The sequence below is a fragment of the Micromonospora sp. NBC_00860 genome (assembly GCF_045207375.1).
GTDB classification, from domain to species: Bacteria; Actinomycetota; Actinomycetes; order Mycobacteriales; family Micromonosporaceae; genus Micromonospora; species Micromonospora vinacea.
The window spans coordinates 6268465-6286749 of sequence record NZ_CP108825.1; the positions used below are offsets into that span (position 1 = coordinate 6268465).

General features: G+C 69.5%; 12 protein-coding genes. 7 read left to right on the top strand and 5 right to left on the bottom strand.

Annotated features, from left to right (window positions below):
* The first annotated feature begins 152 nt into the window (after positions 1–152).
* The 4 genes from OH804_RS28955 (at position 153) to OH804_RS28970 (ending at position 6557) form a co-directional block, all read left to right on the top strand.
* Positions 153–1265 carry a ricin-type beta-trefoil lectin domain protein gene (locus tag OH804_RS28955; protein ID WP_406060728.1) on the top strand — a complete coding sequence of 371 codons (1113 nt, stop codon included), beginning with the start codon at positions 153–155 and terminating at the stop codon, positions 1263–1265.
* A 258-nt stretch (positions 1266–1523) separates the two neighbouring features.
* Positions 1524–3143, top strand: a complete 1620-nt coding sequence (locus tag OH804_RS28960) for a serine/threonine protein kinase (protein WP_406060730.1) — start codon at positions 1524–1526, stop codon at positions 3141–3143.
* 164 nt (positions 3144–3307) lie between these two features.
* Positions 3308–4627: an acyltransferase family protein gene (locus OH804_RS28965; protein WP_406060732.1), complete on the top strand. Its 1320-nt coding sequence runs from the start codon at positions 3308–3310 to the stop codon at positions 4625–4627.
* 400 nt (positions 4628–5027) lie between these two features.
* On the top strand, positions 5028–6557 hold the full coding sequence (locus OH804_RS28970; RefSeq protein ID WP_196920233.1) for a non-reducing end alpha-L-arabinofuranosidase family hydrolase: 1530 nt from the start codon (positions 5028–5030) through the stop codon (positions 6555–6557).
* Between the two features lie 94 nt (positions 6558–6651).
* On the opposite strand, the gene OH804_RS28975 is transcribed toward OH804_RS28970, so the two are convergent.
* Positions 6652–7251 (bottom strand): class I SAM-dependent methyltransferase, encoded by a 600-nt coding sequence (locus tag OH804_RS28975; RefSeq protein ID WP_406060734.1) that lies wholly within the window; start codon positions 7249–7251, stop codon positions 6652–6654.
* Between the two features lie 110 nt (positions 7252–7361).
* Positions 7362–8849 carry an MFS transporter gene (locus tag OH804_RS28980; protein ID WP_406060736.1) on the bottom strand — a complete coding sequence of 496 codons (1488 nt, stop codon included), beginning with the start codon at positions 8847–8849 and terminating at the stop codon, positions 7362–7364.
* 301 nt (positions 8850–9150) lie between these two features.
* Between OH804_RS28980 and OH804_RS28985 the strand changes: the two genes are divergently transcribed.
* The gene (locus OH804_RS28985) at positions 9151–9906 is read left to right on the top strand and encodes an SDR family NAD(P)-dependent oxidoreductase (RefSeq protein ID WP_406060738.1); all 756 of its coding nucleotides are present in this window, start codon (positions 9151–9153) and stop codon (positions 9904–9906) included.
* A gap of 67 nt (positions 9907–9973) precedes the next feature.
* Here the strand turns inward: OH804_RS28985 and OH804_RS28990 are convergent, their stop codons facing one another.
* On the bottom strand, positions 9974–13204 hold the full coding sequence (locus OH804_RS28990) for a S8 family peptidase (protein WP_406060740.1): 3231 nt from the start codon (positions 13202–13204) through the stop codon (positions 9974–9976).
* Positions 13205–13385: 181 nt separating this feature from the next.
* Between OH804_RS28990 and OH804_RS28995 the strand changes: the two genes are divergently transcribed.
* A complete protein-coding gene (locus tag OH804_RS28995) occupies positions 13386–13886 on the top strand; it encodes a sigma-70 family RNA polymerase sigma factor (protein WP_196920228.1) in 501 nt (166 codons plus the stop codon).
* The gene (locus OH804_RS29000) at positions 13879–14574 is read left to right on the top strand and encodes an RICIN domain-containing protein (RefSeq protein ID WP_196920227.1); all 696 of its coding nucleotides are present in this window, start codon (positions 13879–13881) and stop codon (positions 14572–14574) included. The genes OH804_RS28995 and OH804_RS29000 overlap by 8 nt, the downstream gene beginning before the upstream one ends.
* 33 nt (positions 14575–14607) lie before the next feature.
* Here OH804_RS29000 and OH804_RS29005 read toward each other — a convergent pair whose 3' ends face one another.
* Both OH804_RS29005 and OH804_RS29010 read right to left on the bottom strand, forming a co-directional pair.
* Positions 14608–17115, bottom strand: a complete 2508-nt coding sequence (locus tag OH804_RS29005) for a hypothetical protein (RefSeq protein WP_196920226.1) — start codon at positions 17113–17115, stop codon at positions 14608–14610.
* A gap of 178 nt (positions 17116–17293) precedes the next feature.
* The gene (locus OH804_RS29010; protein ID WP_196920225.1) at positions 17294–17956 is read right to left on the bottom strand and encodes a hypothetical protein; all 663 of its coding nucleotides are present in this window, start codon (positions 17954–17956) and stop codon (positions 17294–17296) included.
* Positions 17957–18285 lie beyond the last annotated feature (329 nt).

Here is an 18285-nt window from a genome sequence, read left to right on the forward strand (position 1 = left end):
TGACGCGGGCCAGATCAGCGACAAGAATTTACATAGATCGCTGTTAGCGTTAACAATCCGTCCCAGTGCTGCGACGGCATCGTCATGCCGATGTGGCAGCGGCCGCGACGGCCTGACTCCTCGGTCAGCACTAAACCGCAGGGGAGAAATCTATGCGAACGAGGGCAAGATGGCTCGCGGCGACCGCCGCACTCGGTGTTGTCCTCGCCGGGGTGCTGACCTCGACGGGCCCGGCCAACGCGGAATCCAACGGCGGGGTGCGGGTGATGCCCCTCGGCGACTCCATCACCGAGGGCACCCAGGTGCCGGGCGGGTACCGCATCGGGCTCTGGCAGCGCCTCGTCAACGGTCGATACACAGTGGACTTCGTCGGGTCGCAGTTCAACGGGCCAGCCAGCCTGGGTGACCACGACCATCAGGGACATCCCGGCTGGCGCATCGACCAGATCGACGCGAACATCGTCGGCTGGCTGAACACCCAACGGCCGCAGACCGTCCTGCTGCACATCGGTACCAACGACATCCTGCAGAACTACAACGTGAGCACCGCGCCGAACCGGCTCTCCACGCTGATCGACCGGATCACCACCACAGCTCCCACCGCGGAGGTGTTCGTCGCGCAGATCATCCCGCTCTCCAACAGCAACCAGGAGGCCGCCGCACGAACCTTCAACGCGGCGATCCCCGGCATTGTGCAGAGCAAGGTGAACGCCGGCAAGCGGGTGCGCCTGGTCGACATGCACAGCGCCCTCAGCACCGCCGACCTGATCGACGGCGTCCACCCCACGTCCGGCGGCTACGACAAGATGGCCGCCCGCTGGTACAGCGCGTTGCAGTCGGTGCCCGGCAGCATCGGCAACCCGGGCAGCGGCACCGGGCAGACCACAGCAATCGTTGGTGCCTTGTCCGGCCGCTGCGTCGACGTCCCCGGCTCCTCCACCACCAACGGCACCCAGGTGCAGTTGTGGGACTGTCACGGCCGCACCAACCAGCAGTGGACCTACACGAGCAGCAGGACGCTGACCGTGTACGGCAACAAGTGCCTCGACGCCGCCGGTTACGGCACCTCCCCGGGCACCCAGGTCACCATCTACGACTGCCACGGCGGAACGAACCAGCAGTGGAACGTCAACGCCAACGGCACCATCACCGGGGTGCAGTCCGGGCTCTGCCTGGACCCCTACAACGTGGGCACCGGCAACGGCACGAAGCTCGTCCTCTGGACCTGCACCGGCCAGGCCAACCAGCAGTGGAGCCGCCGATAGCTCGTACGGTCGCGGCGGGTGGTCGGATCGCAGGTGATCCGACCACCGTTCCTGGTCGGCGCATCCGGCCGCCCATCGGCGCCTCCGCCACAGGTGAAGGGTCGTTCAAATCGGGCGCGACTTTGGGCCGACTGATGGACGGCATCGACGGGATTCGGTGGGCGGGCGATAGGCTGCGGCCGGCGTCCGACTGACCGAAGGGGAACGGGTGATAGGCGGAACGGTTCGCGCTGTGGTCGCGGTCTGCGGGCCTCTGGCGTGAGCACGGGATTACGTCCCGGTGACCCGGCACGCCTCGGTGGGTACGAGGTGCTCGACCGGCTCGGCGACGGGGGCATGGGCAGTGTCTTCCTGGCCCGCTCGCCGCAGGGACGGCTGGTGGCGATCAAGGTCGTCCGTGCGGAACTCTCGCACGACGAGGAGTTCCGGGGTCGGTTCCGTAGTGAGGTGAACCGCGCCCGCCAGGTTCCACCGTTCTGCACGGCCGAGGTCCTGGACGCCGACCCGGACCATGAGCCGCCGTACCTGGTGGTGGAGTACGTCGAGGGCCCCAGCCTGGCCGAGGTGGTCCGGAGACAGGGGCCGCTGGGGGCGGCGCAGCTGCACAGCATCGCGGTCGGGGTGGCCACCGCGCTCACCGCCATCCACGGTGCCGGGGTGATCCACCGCGACCTGAAGCCGGCGAACGTCCTTGTCGCACCGGGTGGGATCAAGGTCATCGACTTCGGCATCGCCCGCGCGTTCGAGGCGACGAGCCAGCACACCCGGACCAACCAGATGGTCGGGACCGTGTCGTTCATGGCTCCGGAGCGGTTCGACACGACCTCCGGCCGTCCGGTGGGCCCGGCCGCGGACATCTTCGCCTGGGGTGCCCTGGTCGCCCAGGCCGCGACCGGCCGCAACCCGTTCGGGGGCGACTCCGTTACCGCGACCGCGATGCGGATCCTCACTCAACCGCCGGACCTGACCGGGCTCGGTGGACCGTTGCGGGAGTTGGTCTCCCGGGCCTTGGAGAAGGACCCCGCCGCCCGGCCCACCGCCCGGGAACTGCTCGACGGATTGTTGACCGCGGCGCAACCGGGCGCTGCTGGCGGCCCGGCCCAAGGTGTGAGCGGGACGCCGTCGGTGCCTGGGTCGCCCGCTGCCGGTGGTGATGATCAGGGCGCGCGGTCGATGCCACCGGGTCCGGCCACGGCCGGTCGCGCGGGTTCACCCCGGCGTCGCTGGCTCACCGCGCTGGGGGCGACTGCCGCGGTGATCGCGGTGCTGGTGCCCGCTTTCCTGTTCGGGCCGCAACTGCTGCGTGATGAGTCCAAGCCGGATCCGGCGGGCTCGCCGGCGAACGGCAGCCCGGCAACGAGCGGGCCGACGGCCAGCGCGTCTTCGTCCGCATCGGGTACGCCGGCCGCGTCACCGTCGGCCAGCGTGGACCCCACCCGGGCCATGCTGGCCGGTCAACGGCGAATCCTGCTGCACCTGGTGGAGATCGACCGTGACCTGTCGCTGCCGTCTCACGGTGAGCTTGAGGTCGGCAACGGGACCGGCAAGGATGCGCTCTTCGTGCTCGAACCGGTCGGGGTCGACTACATGATCAAATCGGTGAACCCGGAGATCGCCCACCGACCGTGCCTCGGGGTCAAGCTCGATTCAGAGGGGTACAAGTCGCTGGTGGGAGCCGACTGCCGGCCGACCAAGGCAACCGTGTTCGCGATATCCCGTGAGGGCAGGGACGACAAGGGGCGTACCTCCTACGCCATCACCAACGACGAGTACGGCCCGGTGCAGTGGAGCCCGACCAAGAGGGAGATCTACGTCGAGTTTCTCGGCGACGCCCCGCTCGACACCACGTTCAGCCTGGTCGATCGCGGAGCGGTCTGACTCGGACGTACCGCGCCGCCACGGGCGACGTAGTGCCCCGAGGGACCGTTGGCGGGTTGTTATGCGTTTCGTCCGTCCATCAGCGTCTGGCCGGTGAAGGGCCGCATACAGTACGGGCACGGCGGTGCCGGATGGCAGCTGAAGCTCGGATGACAGGGGCAGGTATGGGCGAGGCACCGCTGGCGCAGCCGCTGGCGGCCCGGTTCGGTCGCGGGCTGCCGACGCTGGCCGATCGGTTCGACCCTCGCGCCAACAGCATCGGGCTGCTGCGGATGGCCCTGGCGTTCGCGGTGCTCGTCGCGCACTGCTGGCCTCTCGCGCTGGGGCGGTCGATGCTCGGCAGCAGCGAGACCATGCGGCAGGCCGATGTCGGCAAGCTCGCGGTGTACGGCTTCTTCGTGCTCTCCGGCTTCCTCATCACCAGCAGTGCGCTGCGCTTCAGTGCGCCGCGGTATCTCTGGCACCGCGCGCTGCGCATCCTGCCTGCCCTGTGGGTGTGCCTGCTGGTGACCGCGCTGGTGGTGGCCCCGGCGATCGCCTACTACGAGCGGGGCACCCTGGACGGCTTCTGGGGCCACCCGCAGGGTCCGTTGCAGTACCTGAGGGCGAACTGGCTGTTCGCCATGGACCAGTGGACGATCTCCGGCATTCTGCGTGACGTGCCCTACGGGCGGGGCATCGAGAGTGGCGGTCCGGTGAACGGCTCGCTGTGGACGCTGCGGTACGAGGTGCTCTGTTACTTCATGCTCGCCGCGCTGGCGGCGACGGCGGTACTGGCCCGGGCACGCGGTGCCATGGTGTTGCTGCTGCTCGGGGTGTACGGGGTCATCGTCGAGGACTTCGTCCGGGGTGACGGGCTCGCCGTCCTACCGGCCAAGCACGGGGTCCTGGGTCCGTACCCGGTTGTCGGAACCTTCGAGAAGCACCTCGTCATCTACCTGACCTTCGCGTTCCTGCTCGGTGCGGTCGCCAAGCTGTACGCGCACCGGGTGCCGATGACCGGCTGGCTGGCGGCGCTCGCCGCCGTCGGGGTCGCGGTGACCGCGCGGGTCGGCGGCTTCTACGTCGTCGGGGTGCCGCTGCTGGCGTTCCTGCTGCTGTACCTGGCGGTCGGGCTGCCCCGGTGGCTGCACTCGATCGGTCGTAAGCGGGACTACTCGTACGGCGTCTATATCTACGCGTTCCCGGTTCAGCAGGTCGTCGCCCTGCTCATCGGCGTGCGGTACGGCTTCGTCACGTACCTGGCGGTGTCGTCGGCCGGCACTCTGGTCCTCGCGGCGCTCTCCTGGCACCTGGTCGAGCGCCCCGCCATGTCGCTGAAGGACGTGGTGGTGCCGATGCCCCTGCGGCGGGGCGATGGTTCTCCGGCCGGCGCGGACTTCGGCCCCGAGCGAGCGACGAGGGCTGGCGTGTCCGCTACCGACGCGCCCGCTCCACCGGCCGTCGCCGCACCGGCGCTCCAGCCGGTCGAGGTTCAGGGCTGAGATCGCCGGCACCGCCGGCAATGGGCAAACGTCGATGTTAACGCGCTCGCGAGGCCTCCTCAAGGGCTCGGCCGGAGTGCGCGCCGGGCATCTGGGGTGATGCCTGCGGGAAGTCGGTGGAAGACGTCCCGCCTCAAGATCTGCGCTCGGACAGCGGCTGATGTTCCCAGCACATTACGTCTTGACGAACGGCATGTTATCGCTCACAGTCGATGCCTAAGGACGACGACACCTCGGCTTTCCGGGCAAGCCCTGCTTCGTCGATCTCGAATCAGGCGTGCGCCACGGCTCGCCGGCGTCTTGTTAACGCTAACTATCTGACGCCTGCGCGCTCGGCCACGCGTCGCGGTACGCCCACCCTCGGGCAGGCCGTTCGGCTCTTGGTCACTGGAGGAGGATCATGTCTGCCCTCGATAGGTCTCCATCGATCGCAACGCCGTCGCGGCGGCGTTGGTGGTTGCCCCGCCTTCTCGCCGCCAGCGCGGCGGCGCTGATGGTCGGCGGCGCCGCCGTAGCAGTGGTGTCGTCACCCGCCGCCGCGGCGACTGTCGACACGAGCGCGTGGTACGTGTTGGTCAACCGCAACAGCGGCAAGGCCCTGGACGTCTACAACCTGGCCACGAATGACGGGGCCCGGATCACCCAGTGGGCCCGCAACAACGGCAACCAGCAGCAGTGGCAGTTCGTCGACTCCGGTGGTGGCTACTACCGGGTGAAGTCGCGGCTGTCCAACAAGGTGCTGGACGTCTCGGGCTTCTCGACCGCCAACGGCGGCAGCATCGTGCAGTGGAGCGACAACAACAGCACCAACCAGCAGTTCCGGCTGGCCGACTCGGACAGCGGCTACGTCCGGCTTATCAACCGGAACAGCAACAAGGTGATGGAGGTGCAGGGCGCCTCGACCGCCGACGGTGGCAACATCGTGCAGTACGACGACTGGAACGGCACCAACCAGCAGTGGCAGTTCGTCCGCGTCGATGGAACCACGCCGCCGACGACGACTCCGCCGCCGGGCGGCACGTGTGACCTTCCCTCGACGTACCGGTGGTCCTCCACCGGGGTGTTGGCGAACCCGAGGTCGGGGTGGGTGTCGCTGAAGGACTTCACCGTCGCCCCGTACAACGGCCAGCAACTGGTCTATGCCACCACGCACGACTTCGGGTCTAGCTGGGGTTCGATGAACTTCGGCCTCTTCTCGAACTACTCGCAGATGGGCTCGGCCAGCCAGAACGCGATGAACTCCGGAACTGTCGCGCCGTCGTTGTTCTACTTCGCGCCGAGAAACATCTGGGTGCTCGCCTACCAGTGGGGTGGGCCGGCGTTCTCCTACCGGACCTCGTCCGACCCGACCAACCCGAACGGTTGGTCGTCGCCGCAGACGCTGTTCAGCGGAAGCATCACCGGTTCCGGTACCGGCCCGATCGACCAGGCGGTCATTGGCGACGGTACGAACATGTACCTGTTCTTCGCCGGTGACAACGGCAAGATCTACCGGGCGAGCATGCCGATCGGGAACTTCCCGGGCAGCTTCGGCTCCAACTACACGACCATCATGAGCGACACCACCAACAACCTCTTCGAGGCCGTTCAGGTCTACAAACTTCAGGGTCTGAACAAGTACCTCATGATCGTCGAGGCGATCGGCTCGACGGGCCGCTACTTCCGTTCGTTCACGGCGACCAGCCTGAACGGTTCGTGGACGCCGCAGGCCGCTTCCCAGAGCAACCCGTTCGCGGGCAAGATCAACAGCGGCGCGACCTGGACCAACGACATCAGCCACGGTGAGCTGCTGCGCACCAACGCCGACCAGACCATGACCGTCGACGCCTGCAACCTGCAACTGCTCTACCAGGGGCGTTCCCCCAGCTCCGACGGTGTCGACTACGGCCTCCTGCCGTACCGGCCGGGTCTGCTGACCCTTCAGCGCTGACCCAATCTGATCAAGCTCGACTGACCCGGAACGGGCGGGCTCGGCGTCACGCCGAGCCCGCCCGGCTCAGGTCAACGCTGCGATCAGCCCAGGCTCACCGGATCGGCGTGCCGATGACGCAGGTCAGCACCTGGCCCTGACCGCGGGTGGCGCTCGATGTGGTCGTGGCGAAACCGTGGGTTTCGAGCAGTACCTCGGTCGCGGCGAGGTTCGCGGTGGCGTGCGCTTCGGTGGGCCGCTCGCCGAAGACGTAGAGCCGTCCTCCCGGCGCGAGCAGGCTGCGTATCCGAGCGATCTGCTGCGCCGCGTCGCCCAACCAGAAGAGGCTGACGTTCACCGCGAAGATCTTGGTGAAGTGATCAGTCGGAAGGTCGGCCGACTCGAACCCTGCTCGCCGGATCTCGGCTCGGCCGGCGTCGATGTGGCTCAGGTTCCGTTGGGTCGCGAGCCGCACCATCGTCGCGGCACGGTCGATCGCGACGATCCGACCGTTCGTGAGGTGTTCGGCGACCAGGGAGACGGCAGATCCCCGACCGCAGCCGATCTCCAGCACCTGGTCGTCGGGTGTGACAGCCATGGTCTGCACCGCCCAACGCTGCCGGTGGGCGGCCGTCACCCGAATCGGTTCGGTCGTCGCGGGCGTCGTGCCAGCGTCGGACGAACCCGGATCGCGGGCCGAAAGAGTGGACCTCACGACGTCACCCGCCGGTGCCTTCTCTGCTCACACCCCTGATTCCACCCTCTCGGCGGAGTCGGTGCACCGTGTCCTCGGTCACCGCGCCGGATCGACAGGCACGACAGTGATCAGTGGACGGGCACCGGGGTGACGTCCCCGAGGGCGTCCGCCGGGGCCGGGACGTGCTTCGGAGCACCGGCGTTCACCATGACCACGGAGACGAGGGCCGCCGCGACCACGAATCCGACGGCGACCCAGTACGCGACCGAGTAGCCGTGCATCAGCGCCTCGTTCCGCTCCTGGGCTCGCGCCGCCGGCCCGCCGTGCGAGACCAGGTAGGTGGCGGCCGAACTGGTCGCGATGGTGTTGAGCAGCGCGGTGCCGATCGACCCGCCGACCTGCTGCGACGAGCTGATCATGGCGGAGGCGACACCGGCGTCCTTGGGCTCGACGCCGTGGGTGGAGATGCTCATCGCGGGCATGAAGGCGGTGCCGATGCCGAGCCCGATCACCGCTTCGGCGAATGCGATCTCCAGGAAGCCGCTGTCCGCGTCGAGCAGAGCCAGCAGCACCAGACCGACAGCGGTGACGAGGTACCCGCCGACCATGATCGGCCGGGGTGCGATCCGGTGCGCGAGTCGGGCGCCGATCTGCGTGGCACCGATGGCCTGCGGCACCGCCATCGGCATGAACGCCAGACCGGCCAGCACCGGCGACCATCCCTTCACCTGCTGGAAGTAGTAACTGAGCAGGAGGAACATCCCGAACATGCTGACGATCGCAAGGCCAACCGAGAGGTACGCGGCGGCCCGGTTGCGTTCGGTCAGGACGCGCAGCGGCAGCAGCGGGGACGTGACCCGCGCCTGAACCACGACGAAGGTCGCCAGCAACAGCACCCCGGCGGTGAACGACCCGATGGTCACCCCCGCCGACCATCCGTGGCTCTCGGCGACACCGAACCCGTAGACGAGGCCGACGAGCCCGGAGCTGGCCAGCAGCACGCCGGGCAGGTCGAGCCGGGCGCGGTGCCGCTCCCCGTCGTCGTGGACGGTGCGACTGGCACCCAGGATCCCGACGACCGCGATCGGCACGAGAACGAACATCGCGAAGCGCCAGTTCAGGTACTGGGTGAGCAGCCCTCCCACGATCAGGCCGACAGCGCCGCCGGCGATCGAGACCGCGCTGAAAACGCCGAACGCCTTCGCGCGTTCCCTCGGCTGCGTGAAGGACAGGGAGAGCAACGAGAGCGCGGCAGGCGCGAGCAGGGCCGCGAACACGCCCTGGAGTGCCCGGGCGAGCAGCAGCATCGCGGCGTTGACGGCCAGGCCGCCGATGGCCGAGGCGATCGCGAAGCCGGCGAGCGCGATCAGGAAGGTGCGCTTGCGCCCGACCATGTCGCCGATTCGGCCGCCGACCAGCAGCAGGCCGCCGAAGGCCAGGCCGTACGCGGTCACCACCCACTGCCGGCTCCCGTCCGTGAAGTGCAGCGCCTGTTGTGCCGAGGGGAGCGCGATGTTCATGACCGCCCCGTCGAGCACCACCATCAGTTGAGCGATGGAGATGAACAACAGGGCCTTCCACCGCTGAGACCCCGGGGCGGCGCGACCTGTGGGCATGACTGTTCCTTAAGGGTGATTTGCGCGGATTCGTTCGACGTGGCCAACGCTATCGGCGTTATGGAACGACCACCACAGAATGTGCCAGTGGTTACAACGGCCTGACCGCCATTTGGTCGGGTCCAATGAGTGGTTTAGCGACGAAAGTCGGCACCTTTGAGTCGCGGCGGGTAGTGGGCCGCCGCCACGTTGTGAGTGGCGTTACTTTGTCGACCGTTCCAGAAAAGGCTAGCGTTCCGTCTCACGAAGCCCCGCGGGTCCCGTGGCGGCTGCTCACCAGTCGAAGTGGATGGGAGACGAGATGTCTGGGCGGTTCGAATCAAAGGTGCTGGTCGTGACCGGCGGTACGCAGGGCATGGGTCTGGCGTTCGCCCAGCGGGCCGCCACCGAAGGGGCCCGCGTCGTCATCGGCGCCCGGGACAAGGACCGGGGCGAGGAGGTCGCCGCGCAGATCAGGAGCGCGGGCGGTAGCGCCCTCTTCGTGCCCACCGACGTGACTGTCGAGGAGGACATGGCGCGTCTCGTCGACGCGGCGGTGACGGAGTACGGGCGGCTGGACGGCGCGTTCAACAACGCCGGCGGTGGCCCGATGGCCAGCGTGCGCGAGACCGACAGCGACAACTGGCACCGGTCGCTCGCCCTCAACCTGACGAGCGTCTTCTACGGCCTGAAGTACGAACTCCCGGCGATCATCGCCTCCGGCGGTGGCGCGATCGTCAACAACGCCTCCGTCTCCGGTGTGAAGGGTGACGGGACCCAGGCCGCCTACAACGCGGCGAAGCACGGCGTCATCGGGCTCACCCGCTCGGCGGCCCTCGACGTGGCGCGCTCCGGTGTGCGGGTCAACGCCCTGGTCACCGGTCTGATCGACACCCCGCTCTGGCAGGGCGTGGTCAGCCAGGCCCCGGAGATCGCGGAGCGCTACCTGTCGGCGCAGCCGACCGGACGAGCGGGCACCTCCGAAGAGGTCGCCGCGCTCACCGCGTTCCTGCTCAGCGACGAGGCCACCTTCATCAGCGGCGCGTCCATCGCCATCGACGGCGCCCTCACCGCCTGAGGCACTGCGGCACTGAGGTCCGGTCCGGGGCGGCGGCTCGAGCGGCCGCCCCGGACCGGGCGATGCGTCAGGCGATCCGATAGGCCCGCTGGATCGTCTGCGTGACCGTGTTGCCGGCGGTGTCGGTGGCGGTCAGTCGCAACGAGACGAATCCGGCCCGTCGTGGGTGACTGATCAGGGCGACGTTCCGGACCACCGGCAACGCGACCCACGTCTGGCCGCCGTCGAACGACGCGGACACGCCGAGCGTGCGGTTGGGCGCGGCCTTCGAGCCGGCCTGGCGGTCCAGCGCCACCGGAATCGTCGTGATCCGGCCGGCCCGTGCGGTGTTGGTGTCGTCGAGCAATGGCGTCGGGCGAGCCGTGGTCAGGGGCAACCGCTCCGGTGATGTGGTGTGCGCCGAGGTGAAGGTCCAGGCCACCGAGACCGACGTCGACAGGGTGTCCGGTGCGCCTCGGGTGGCGGTCGCCTCCAGACGGTAGGTGGCCTTCCCGGCGGGCACCGCGAACTCGGCCCACGGGCTGTCCGAGGTGCCGATCTCCTTACCGTCGCGCAGCAGCCGGAACCGCACCGGCTGGTCGTCGCGGCTCGCGGGGCGACCGGCAGCGTCGCCGAACAGGGGCACCGACGCGATCGAGATGGTGTCGCCGTCGCGGCCCGCGTACCCCAGGGGTGACAGGGTCGGCGCCTGGGCCACGGTGGGCCCGAAGGGTGCCGCGTTCCAGGTCTGGGTGTACGTCCGCCCCGACCTGAAGGTGGAATCCTGCGTGGTGAGGTTGTCCCCCTCGACGAACGTGGACGTCCAGACGATGCCGCCGTCGGTGTTGTAGTACTCGGTGCCCTTGAACGGCAGGTCGATCGGCGTGTTCGACCCGATCGGGCCCGCGCCTCCGGGGGCCGACGCGCGGTGGAACCGGGTGGCCGTCGTCGTCGCGGACTGGCTGCGGTAGGTCGTCCTGACAGTGGCGAGGTTCTTCGGTGACAGCTTCCTGGTCAGGCCGGTGAACATGTCGCCCTTGGCGACGTACGCCAGGTCGTAGGTGTAGGGGCTGTTCCGGAAGGTGCGGTCCCTGCCCGGTCGGGCGAGCCCCACGCCCAGCGTCGCGGTGAACTCGGGCGCCGCGACGGCGGGCCCGAGCCGGCCGAAGAAGACGTCAGCGACTGACACTCCGCTGAGCTGGACGCCCGGGTAGCGCAGGCCGTCGTCCCAGTTGGCGCTCACGTTGATCGAGATCGGTGCGGCGTCGCGCTGCGGCACTGTCAACGCGACCGGCTTGGCGGTGCGGGCGTCGACCGCCTCGGTGACCGGGCCGCGTACGTCCAGGACCGGCTGTGCGAGCAGGGTCGACACGGAAGCCTCGTGGATGGTGCTGTACAACGCGTACCGACCCTTGGGCAGCCGCAGGATCCCGCCGCCCGGTGTCGTGGCGAGGGTGCTGAACTCGCCGGTGGTCAGGTTCGCCGCCACTGTCGTGTACTCGGTGGCCGGCTTGCCGTCGCGTCCGATGTGGTCGAGCCGTACGTCGTAGCTCTCGATCTCACGGTTCAGCACGAAGGGCGTCCGTACCCGCAGGTCGCCGGCGCCGGTCGCGGTCAGCGCCCCCTGGTAGACGCCGTCCGGGGCGTGCACCCTGGTGTCTACGGTGATCGTCGCCTCGGCGCGGCCACCGGCCGGCACCACCAGCGTGGCCGGGCTGACGGTGAGCATGCCGGCGGGGGCCGGAGCGATCGCCAGCGTCACTGTGACCGGCGCGGTGCCTGTGTTGCGGTAGCCGACGACCTGGGTGATCGGGCTGTCGTCGGCGTGCGGCCAGCGCTGCACCGGAAAGTCGATGGCGGCGACGTCGGCGGCGACCGGTTGGGCGACCGCGCGGGCGATGTCCACCCGGCCGGCGCCCTGCTCGTAGATGGTGTCCTCGCCGGTCGGCTTTGCCGAGTCCATCAGGGCGGCCTTGAGCTGCGGGCCGGTCCAGTCCGGGTGCTGACCGGCGAGGATCGCGGCGGTGCCGGCCACGTGCGGGGTCGCCATCGACGTACCCGACATGGTGGCGTAGTCACCGCCGGGGGCGGCGGCCACGATGTCGACACCCGGCGCGCTGATCTCGGGCTTGATGTGGTTGTCGCCGACGCGCGGACCTCGGCTGGAGAAGTAGGCCCGCTGGTCGTCGGCGTCGACGGCGGCGACGGCGAGGGCGTCGTCGGCGGAGGCCGGCGAGGAGACCGACTTCGGCTTCCCCTCGTTGCCGGCCGCGACCACGAAGAGGGTGCCGTACTGGTGGCTCAGCTCCTGGACCGCTGTCTCCAGCGGGTCGAGGCCGGGCGCGTCGTCGCCGCCCACGCTCAGGTTGACCACCCGGGCCTGCGGCGCGAGCCACTGCATGCCGGTGATGATGTCCGAGTCCTGGCATTCGGTGGTGGCGCAGACCTTGCCGACGAGCAGCTTCGCCCCCGGTGCCACCCCGCGATACCTGCCACCGGAGGCGGCGCCGCTGCCGACGATCGTCGACGCCACGTGGGTGCCGTGACCGACCGCGTCGCTCGGGTCGTTGCCGCCGGTGAAGTCCCGGACCTCGGTGAGGTGGCCGGCGAAGTCGGGGTGGCTGGCGTCGATCCCGGTGTCCAGCACGCCGACGGTGATGCCGGTGCCGTCGAAACCGGCCTGCCACGCCGCCGGGGCACCGATCTGCGGCACGCTGCGATCGAGGGAGACCGTGCGCTTGCCGTCCAGCCAGATGTGGGTGACCCCCGCGGCGAGGGTGCGCGCGGACGACGTACCCCTGGTGAGCGACGCCCAGAGCGTCACCCGGTCGTCCCGGTCCGCCCGGACCGCGAGCGCGTGCGCGGCCGGGAGGTCGGCCCGCACCCGCCCGGCACCCCCGGTGGTAGCGGTCCGCGCCCGCGCCGCCATGTTCTCGGGGTACGCGACCAGCAGCGGCAACTCGGCGGCCCGGTCGTCGTAGCCGAACTCGCCGAGCGTGGTGAGGTCGAACAGGCGCCGATCGAGTCGCCCGTCCCGCACCAGCGGCACCGCGTCCACCGGGATGACGTACTGGTGACCGTCCTCCCGGCTGCTCACGAACCGCATGGCGGCCCGATCCGGCCCGCGCTGGATCTGCGGGCGGCCCGCCGCGTCCAGCGACACCCGGTCCCCGGTGATCAGGGTGAAGGTTCCGTGGGTGCCGGGAGCCGCAGCCGCCGGTCTCTCCTGCGCGTTCGCCGGTTGGGCGGTCAGGCCCGCCGCTACCAGCGCGGTCGCGAGTACGCCGGCTGTCAGGGCGCGTCGTTGCCGTCGTCGCACATCGTCCTCTCCGCCACGGGCGTCTCCCGGGTCGGCACGATGACGCCTGGCCAGGTCGTCAGGTTGATCACTGCGGTGTGACGGAGGCCACAACCGCGCCCCGCGCCGACGTGACCGGTCCACCCATGCGAGTTCCATGCGGCGGTGACCAGGGGACGAGGCAGGGGAGGGCACCGGTCGGATGCGTGACGCCGAAGAGTTCGACGCTCTCTACGCGGCCTGCGCGGGTCGGGTCGTGGGTCACGTGTACGCGCTCACCGGCAACCGCGCCGAGGCGGAGGACGCCGTCGCCGAGGCGTTCATGCGGGCCTGGCAGCGGTGGGCGACGGTGCGGGAGACGGACAGTCCGGAGGCGTGGGTCCGCCGGGTGGCCTCCCGGATCGCGGTGAGCAGCTGGCGCAAGGCGTTCAACCGCGTACGCGCGCACCGCCGGGCCGCGGTCGACCAGGGCGTGCCCGGGCTGAACGAGGACCACGTCGCGCTGTTGCAGGCGCTGCAACGGCTGAGCGCCAACGAGCGGCGGGCCGTCGTTCTGCACCATCTCAACGATCTCAGCGTCGCGGAGGTGGCAGCCGAGATGCAGGCGCCCGTCGGAACGGTGAAGACGTACCTCGCCCGAGGTCGCAGAGCGATGGCCGGGTTGCTGACCGATGCGCACCAGGAGGAGAGCTCCCATGGCTGATCCGCGCGACGATCTCACCGCGATCGTGGACGAGGTCCGGCGAGTCGCCACGCTGCCGGGGGCACAGACGTTGCGGCACCGCAGTGACAGGCGTCGGCGGCGTCGGGCGGCCGTCGGCGCCACGGGGTTGGCCGTGCTGGCCATCGCCGCTGGCACCACCGTCTTGCAAGCGCGGAACGACGTCGAGACGCCGGGTGTCGGCCCGGCCACCCAGGTCGCGCCGTCCGTGACCCCGTCCGCGACCGCCTCGGCGGGACCGCAGGAGATCCTCGCCGGCCGGCGGCAGGTCCAGATCGTGCTGCCCGGCATGCGCGGAGCGACGTTGGCCATCGACAGCGACGGCGACCAGGTGCGGGCCACCACCGAACAGGGCATCGACGATCGGGCGCTGTGGGTGCTGCGCCCCGAGGGCGACAGGTACCGGATCCTCCGGGCGTCCGGTGCCGACACGATCTGCATGACAGTCGTGCACGACGCCGCGCCGGGCAGCGTACGCGGCCGGCCGTGTGACCCGGCCGCCTCGACGCAGCTCTTCCGGATCGATCAGGTTCCCGACGGCAGCTACTCGATCTTCCAGGGCAAGCGCTACGTCCAGGTGGTGGACGGCACCAACGCCCTGGTCCCCGACCTGCCCGAGGGCCTGACCACCACGTACGAGTTCGAGGACAAAGGGCCGGCCCCGCGCTGAGCGCGAGGGCCGGCCGGGTCGCGTTCGTTCCGGTCAGGTCGGGGGACGACGCGTTTTCGACCACCTCGCGTCCGGGTCCAATGTCGGCGGGTGCGGGAGCCCGATCGTCCTGCCGACCGCGACGGCGGCCGAGGTGACAGTGGTCGAGGTGTAGCGGTCCCGGCTGGCCGTGACCGCTACCGTCAGCCGCTGCCCGACCAGCGCCACAGGGATCGTGAACGTCGAGTCGTTCGCGTTCCAGATATCGACACCGTTCGCCGACCACTGGTACCAGTAGCCCTCCGCGCTGGGCGTCCATTCGCCCGGGTCCACCGTGGCGGTGCCACCGGCCGCCACCGTCCCGCTGATGGTGGGCGGCTTGACCGACTGCAGTGCTGGGGGTGGGCCGATCGTGAACGCGTTGGCCAGGACCACCGGCTTGAGCGTTCCGTACGGGTGCAGGGTCAGGGTGGCCGGACCGAGCAGTGCGTGGCTGAGATCCACCTCGACGGTGAGCGTCCTGCGGTCCGCCGAGACCGTCTTCACCCAGGCCCGGATCGGCACCGTGCGGTAGGGGGTCACCTCGACCTTGTCGTCCTGGTGCAGTTGGGTGCCGTCAATGGTGATCGTTCTCAGGTCGCCGGACGGCACGGTGCCCGGAGCGACGGATGCGACAGTGGTGACAGCGTTGGCGACCGCGAACAGGTGGTCCTTGAACGTCCGGGACCAATGGGTGTCGGCTTTGATCCGGAAAACCCTGAGACGGTGGGCGCCCTCGGCCGTCGGCGTCCAGGTCACCTGCGCGGTGCCGTCGGCGCGGGCCGGGACGGTCACGTACGACCCGCTGTTCATCGAGTAGTGGTAGCCCACGGTGTCGGGCAGGTACGAGCTGAAGGTGAACGTGCCGGTGGCCAGTCGGCCGCTGCCGTTCTCCGGGAACTCGACGGAGCTGACCTGCGGCTCGTCCGTCGTCGTCCAGACCTGGGCGCCCCTCTCCGTCTGCACGCCGGCGGCGTTACGGGCAACGACGTTCACGTAGTTGTGGCCGATCACCATCGTCTTGAAGCTGAAGGTGACCTTGCCGTTGGCCGCCGGACGGAGAACCTGTTTCGTGCTGTCGTCGCTGTTCAGCGTCGCCACGTAGTCGACGATGTCGGCCATCGAGCTGTGCGCGGTGAAGGTGGACGAGGTGCCGGCCGCGGTGCTGCCGGTGCGGGTCACGGTCGGTGCCGCATCGTCGACCGAGACTCGCAGCCAGCGAGGGGTGGACAGGGTGCCGTCCGCGCTCCGGCTCTGGATCCACAGGCCGTCGACGCGGGTCTCGGTGGCGGTCCAGACGAGGTCGGCGCTGCCGTCCGGGCGGGCTGGCACCGTGGTCGTCACCACCGGCCGCTGGTCACCGCGCGGGTATTCCGGCCAGTACAGGTACTCCACCACCTGCGGCGCGCGCGGGGCGAGGTGGATGGTGAGCGAGGAGCCGATCGTCACCTCCCCCCGGGTGTCACCGGTGAGGACCGGGGCGTCGTCAACCGCGAACGTGTAGGCGCGAGGGGCGTGCGCGGTGCCGTCCTGGGTGACGCTGTGGACGTACAGGGTCTGCTGGCCGCCGCGGGTCGGGGCGATCATCGCCGTCGCCTTCCCGCTGGCGTCCGCCGGCACGGCGCCGGACGGTCCGCCCTCGTCGATCCGCCACGCGAAGGACGCCGTGCCGGCAACCGTGGCCCGAAAATCGAACGCGCCCGGTACGCCGACGTTGTAGTCCTGGTTCGGCAGGTAGGCCGGGTAGGCGGCGGAGAAGACCTCCGGTCGGGTCTCCTTGACGTAGAACGGGTGAGTCGTCCGCTCGGACCTGTTTCCCGCGCGGTCGACGGCATAGACCGTCACTGAGTGGGAAGTGGCAGCCTTGGGCGTGAACGTGACGACCGCCGGCCCCCCGAGTCCGACAGCATCCACACTGGATTCCTGGTACTCGTCAGGTAGTTCGCTCGAGTGGAACTCGTAGAGGTAGCTGACGGTGTCGGCGGAGGCCGGGGTCAGGGTGAACGTGCCGGGGACACCGATCGCGCCAGTGCCGCCCCAACTGCTGACGGGGTAATCGGTCGAGGTGACTGTTGGTGCCGGGCCTCCGCTGCGATCGACAGTGAAGTGGCACGTGTTGCTCCACGGCGACGCGTCCGCGCCGTCGAGGACCCGCACCCGCCAGGCGTACGTGACGCCGTCGAGTTGCCGCGAGCTGTCCTCGAGTTGGACGTAGACGGTGTTGCTCTCCTCGCCCATCTCGATGAGCCACTGCTGCGGTCGTGCCGGGTCGGTGACGTCCCACACCTGGAAGTCCGCCTGCCGTCCGCTCCGGGGGGTACCGCTGTGGGTGCCCTGTAGCGAGACGGCCTCGGCGCTGCCGAAGTCCGCCGGGTTCAGGTACGGCCCAGGGGCGGCGCTGGCGCAGGGATTACCGGCGGTCTTGAGATCGGTCGGTGCGCTCGCCGCCGCGATGGCGGTGGCGGAGGTGAGCCCCACCGCCGCGCCGCAGACGAGCGTCACGGCGACGCCCAGCGACACCATCCGTCGGTGAATGCGCGAAGCGGTACCCAAACCCTGCCCCCACTACCGGTCCCGATCATGATCAACCGGCAAAGGATCGCACGCAGGACCAATCCACGCAGCTCGTCTTTCCGGCCCGAAAATCAGCCGAACGGATGCGGCGACCGGGGTACCCGCGCGGGAGCCCAGCCCTCCGGTGTCAGAGCCAGACCACGAGCCCGGTCAGGTCGTTGAGGACGGCGGCCACGCCCGCCCGGATGGCCGCCGCGCAGCGGTCCGCGGTGAACGAGTTCGGGTCGTACGTCGAGGACATCCCCAGCCCTTCGCCACGGAACGACGCGCCTTCCCAGTCGACAGCTGTGACGTTGTGGGTGGGCTCGGCCAGTTCCGCGCCGACCACGAGGAACTTCTCGTCCAGGTGGTTCGGGGTGACCAGCGCGAGCCCGTCGATGAGGTCGTTGCCTGCGCTGACGATGAGGTCCGGGCCCATCTCCATCGCCTTGGCGATGCTGGGAACGGTGTCGTGCGCACTGCCGACGGCGATCGTCCTGAGGTCGACATCCTCGTCGTCGGCCCATTCCTTCACCGCCGTCACCAGGGCCTTGGTCGGGTTGTCCGTACCGCTGGTCAGCAGGACGACGCGGTAGTCCTTCGGCGGGTGGACGCCGGCCCACGAGCCGGGTTGCGGGGTGATGGTCGCCTCCGGCGCGGGCTTCGTGGAGGGGTCGACGAACCCCGGGCCGAGAGTGCCGATGGCGCTGGGCGCCGGACGGGGCTCGGACCAGTCGTCGCTGGAGTTGCAGGCGGTGACCAGCGCGGCGGTCGCGGCCAGCATGACAACGGCCCGAAGCGGGGGGCGCAAGGTGATCGTCCTCCGGGTGGTGGCGGAAAGTGCGCGTACTTCTTCGTATTCCTATCTCAATTCCGGTCACCGGTAATCGGTGGGCCGCCGTTCGGGGACTTTGTTTTCCGGCGGTTCGTCGGTACGCGGGTTGGTGTTCACCCACGACATGCAACGTGCACTGGCCAACCGAGGGAGTCGAATGTCAGGCCGGATCCGCCGTACCGTTTTCGTCGCCGCTGTCGGTTTCGCAGCGGCAGTGGTTCCGTTTCTGAGCACCGAACCGGCGTCCGCGCACGGCTTCTCGTCGACTGTGTACGCGAAAATTGCAGCGGGAGATGAGGGTCACA

What these genes read in the sequence shown, in the direction of transcription:
- OH804_RS28965 (WP_406060732.1), top strand. Translation starts at nt 3,308, where the DNA reads ATGGGCGAGGCACCGCTGGCGCAGCCGCTGGCGGCCCGGTTCGGTCGC.
- OH804_RS29000 (WP_196920227.1), top strand. Translation starts at nt 13,879, where the DNA reads ATGGCTGATCCGCGCGACGATCTCACCGCGATCGTGGACGAGGTCCGG.
- OH804_RS29005 (WP_196920226.1), bottom strand. Translation starts at nt 17,115, where the DNA reads ATGGTGTCGCTGGGCGTCGCCGTGACGCTCGTCTGCGGCGCGGCGGTG.
- OH804_RS28955 (WP_406060728.1), top strand. Translation starts at nt 153, where the DNA reads ATGCGAACGAGGGCAAGATGGCTCGCGGCGACCGCCGCACTCGGTGTT.
- OH804_RS28980 (WP_406060736.1), bottom strand. Translation starts at nt 8,849, where the DNA reads ATGCCCACAGGTCGCGCCGCCCCGGGGTCTCAGCGGTGGAAGGCCCTG.
- OH804_RS28985 (WP_406060738.1), top strand. Translation starts at nt 9,151, where the DNA reads ATGTCTGGGCGGTTCGAATCAAAGGTGCTGGTCGTGACCGGCGGTACG.
- OH804_RS28970 (WP_196920233.1), top strand. Translation starts at nt 5,028, where the DNA reads ATGTCTGCCCTCGATAGGTCTCCATCGATCGCAACGCCGTCGCGGCGG.
- OH804_RS28995 (WP_196920228.1), top strand. Translation starts at nt 13,386, where the DNA reads ATGCGTGACGCCGAAGAGTTCGACGCTCTCTACGCGGCCTGCGCGGGT.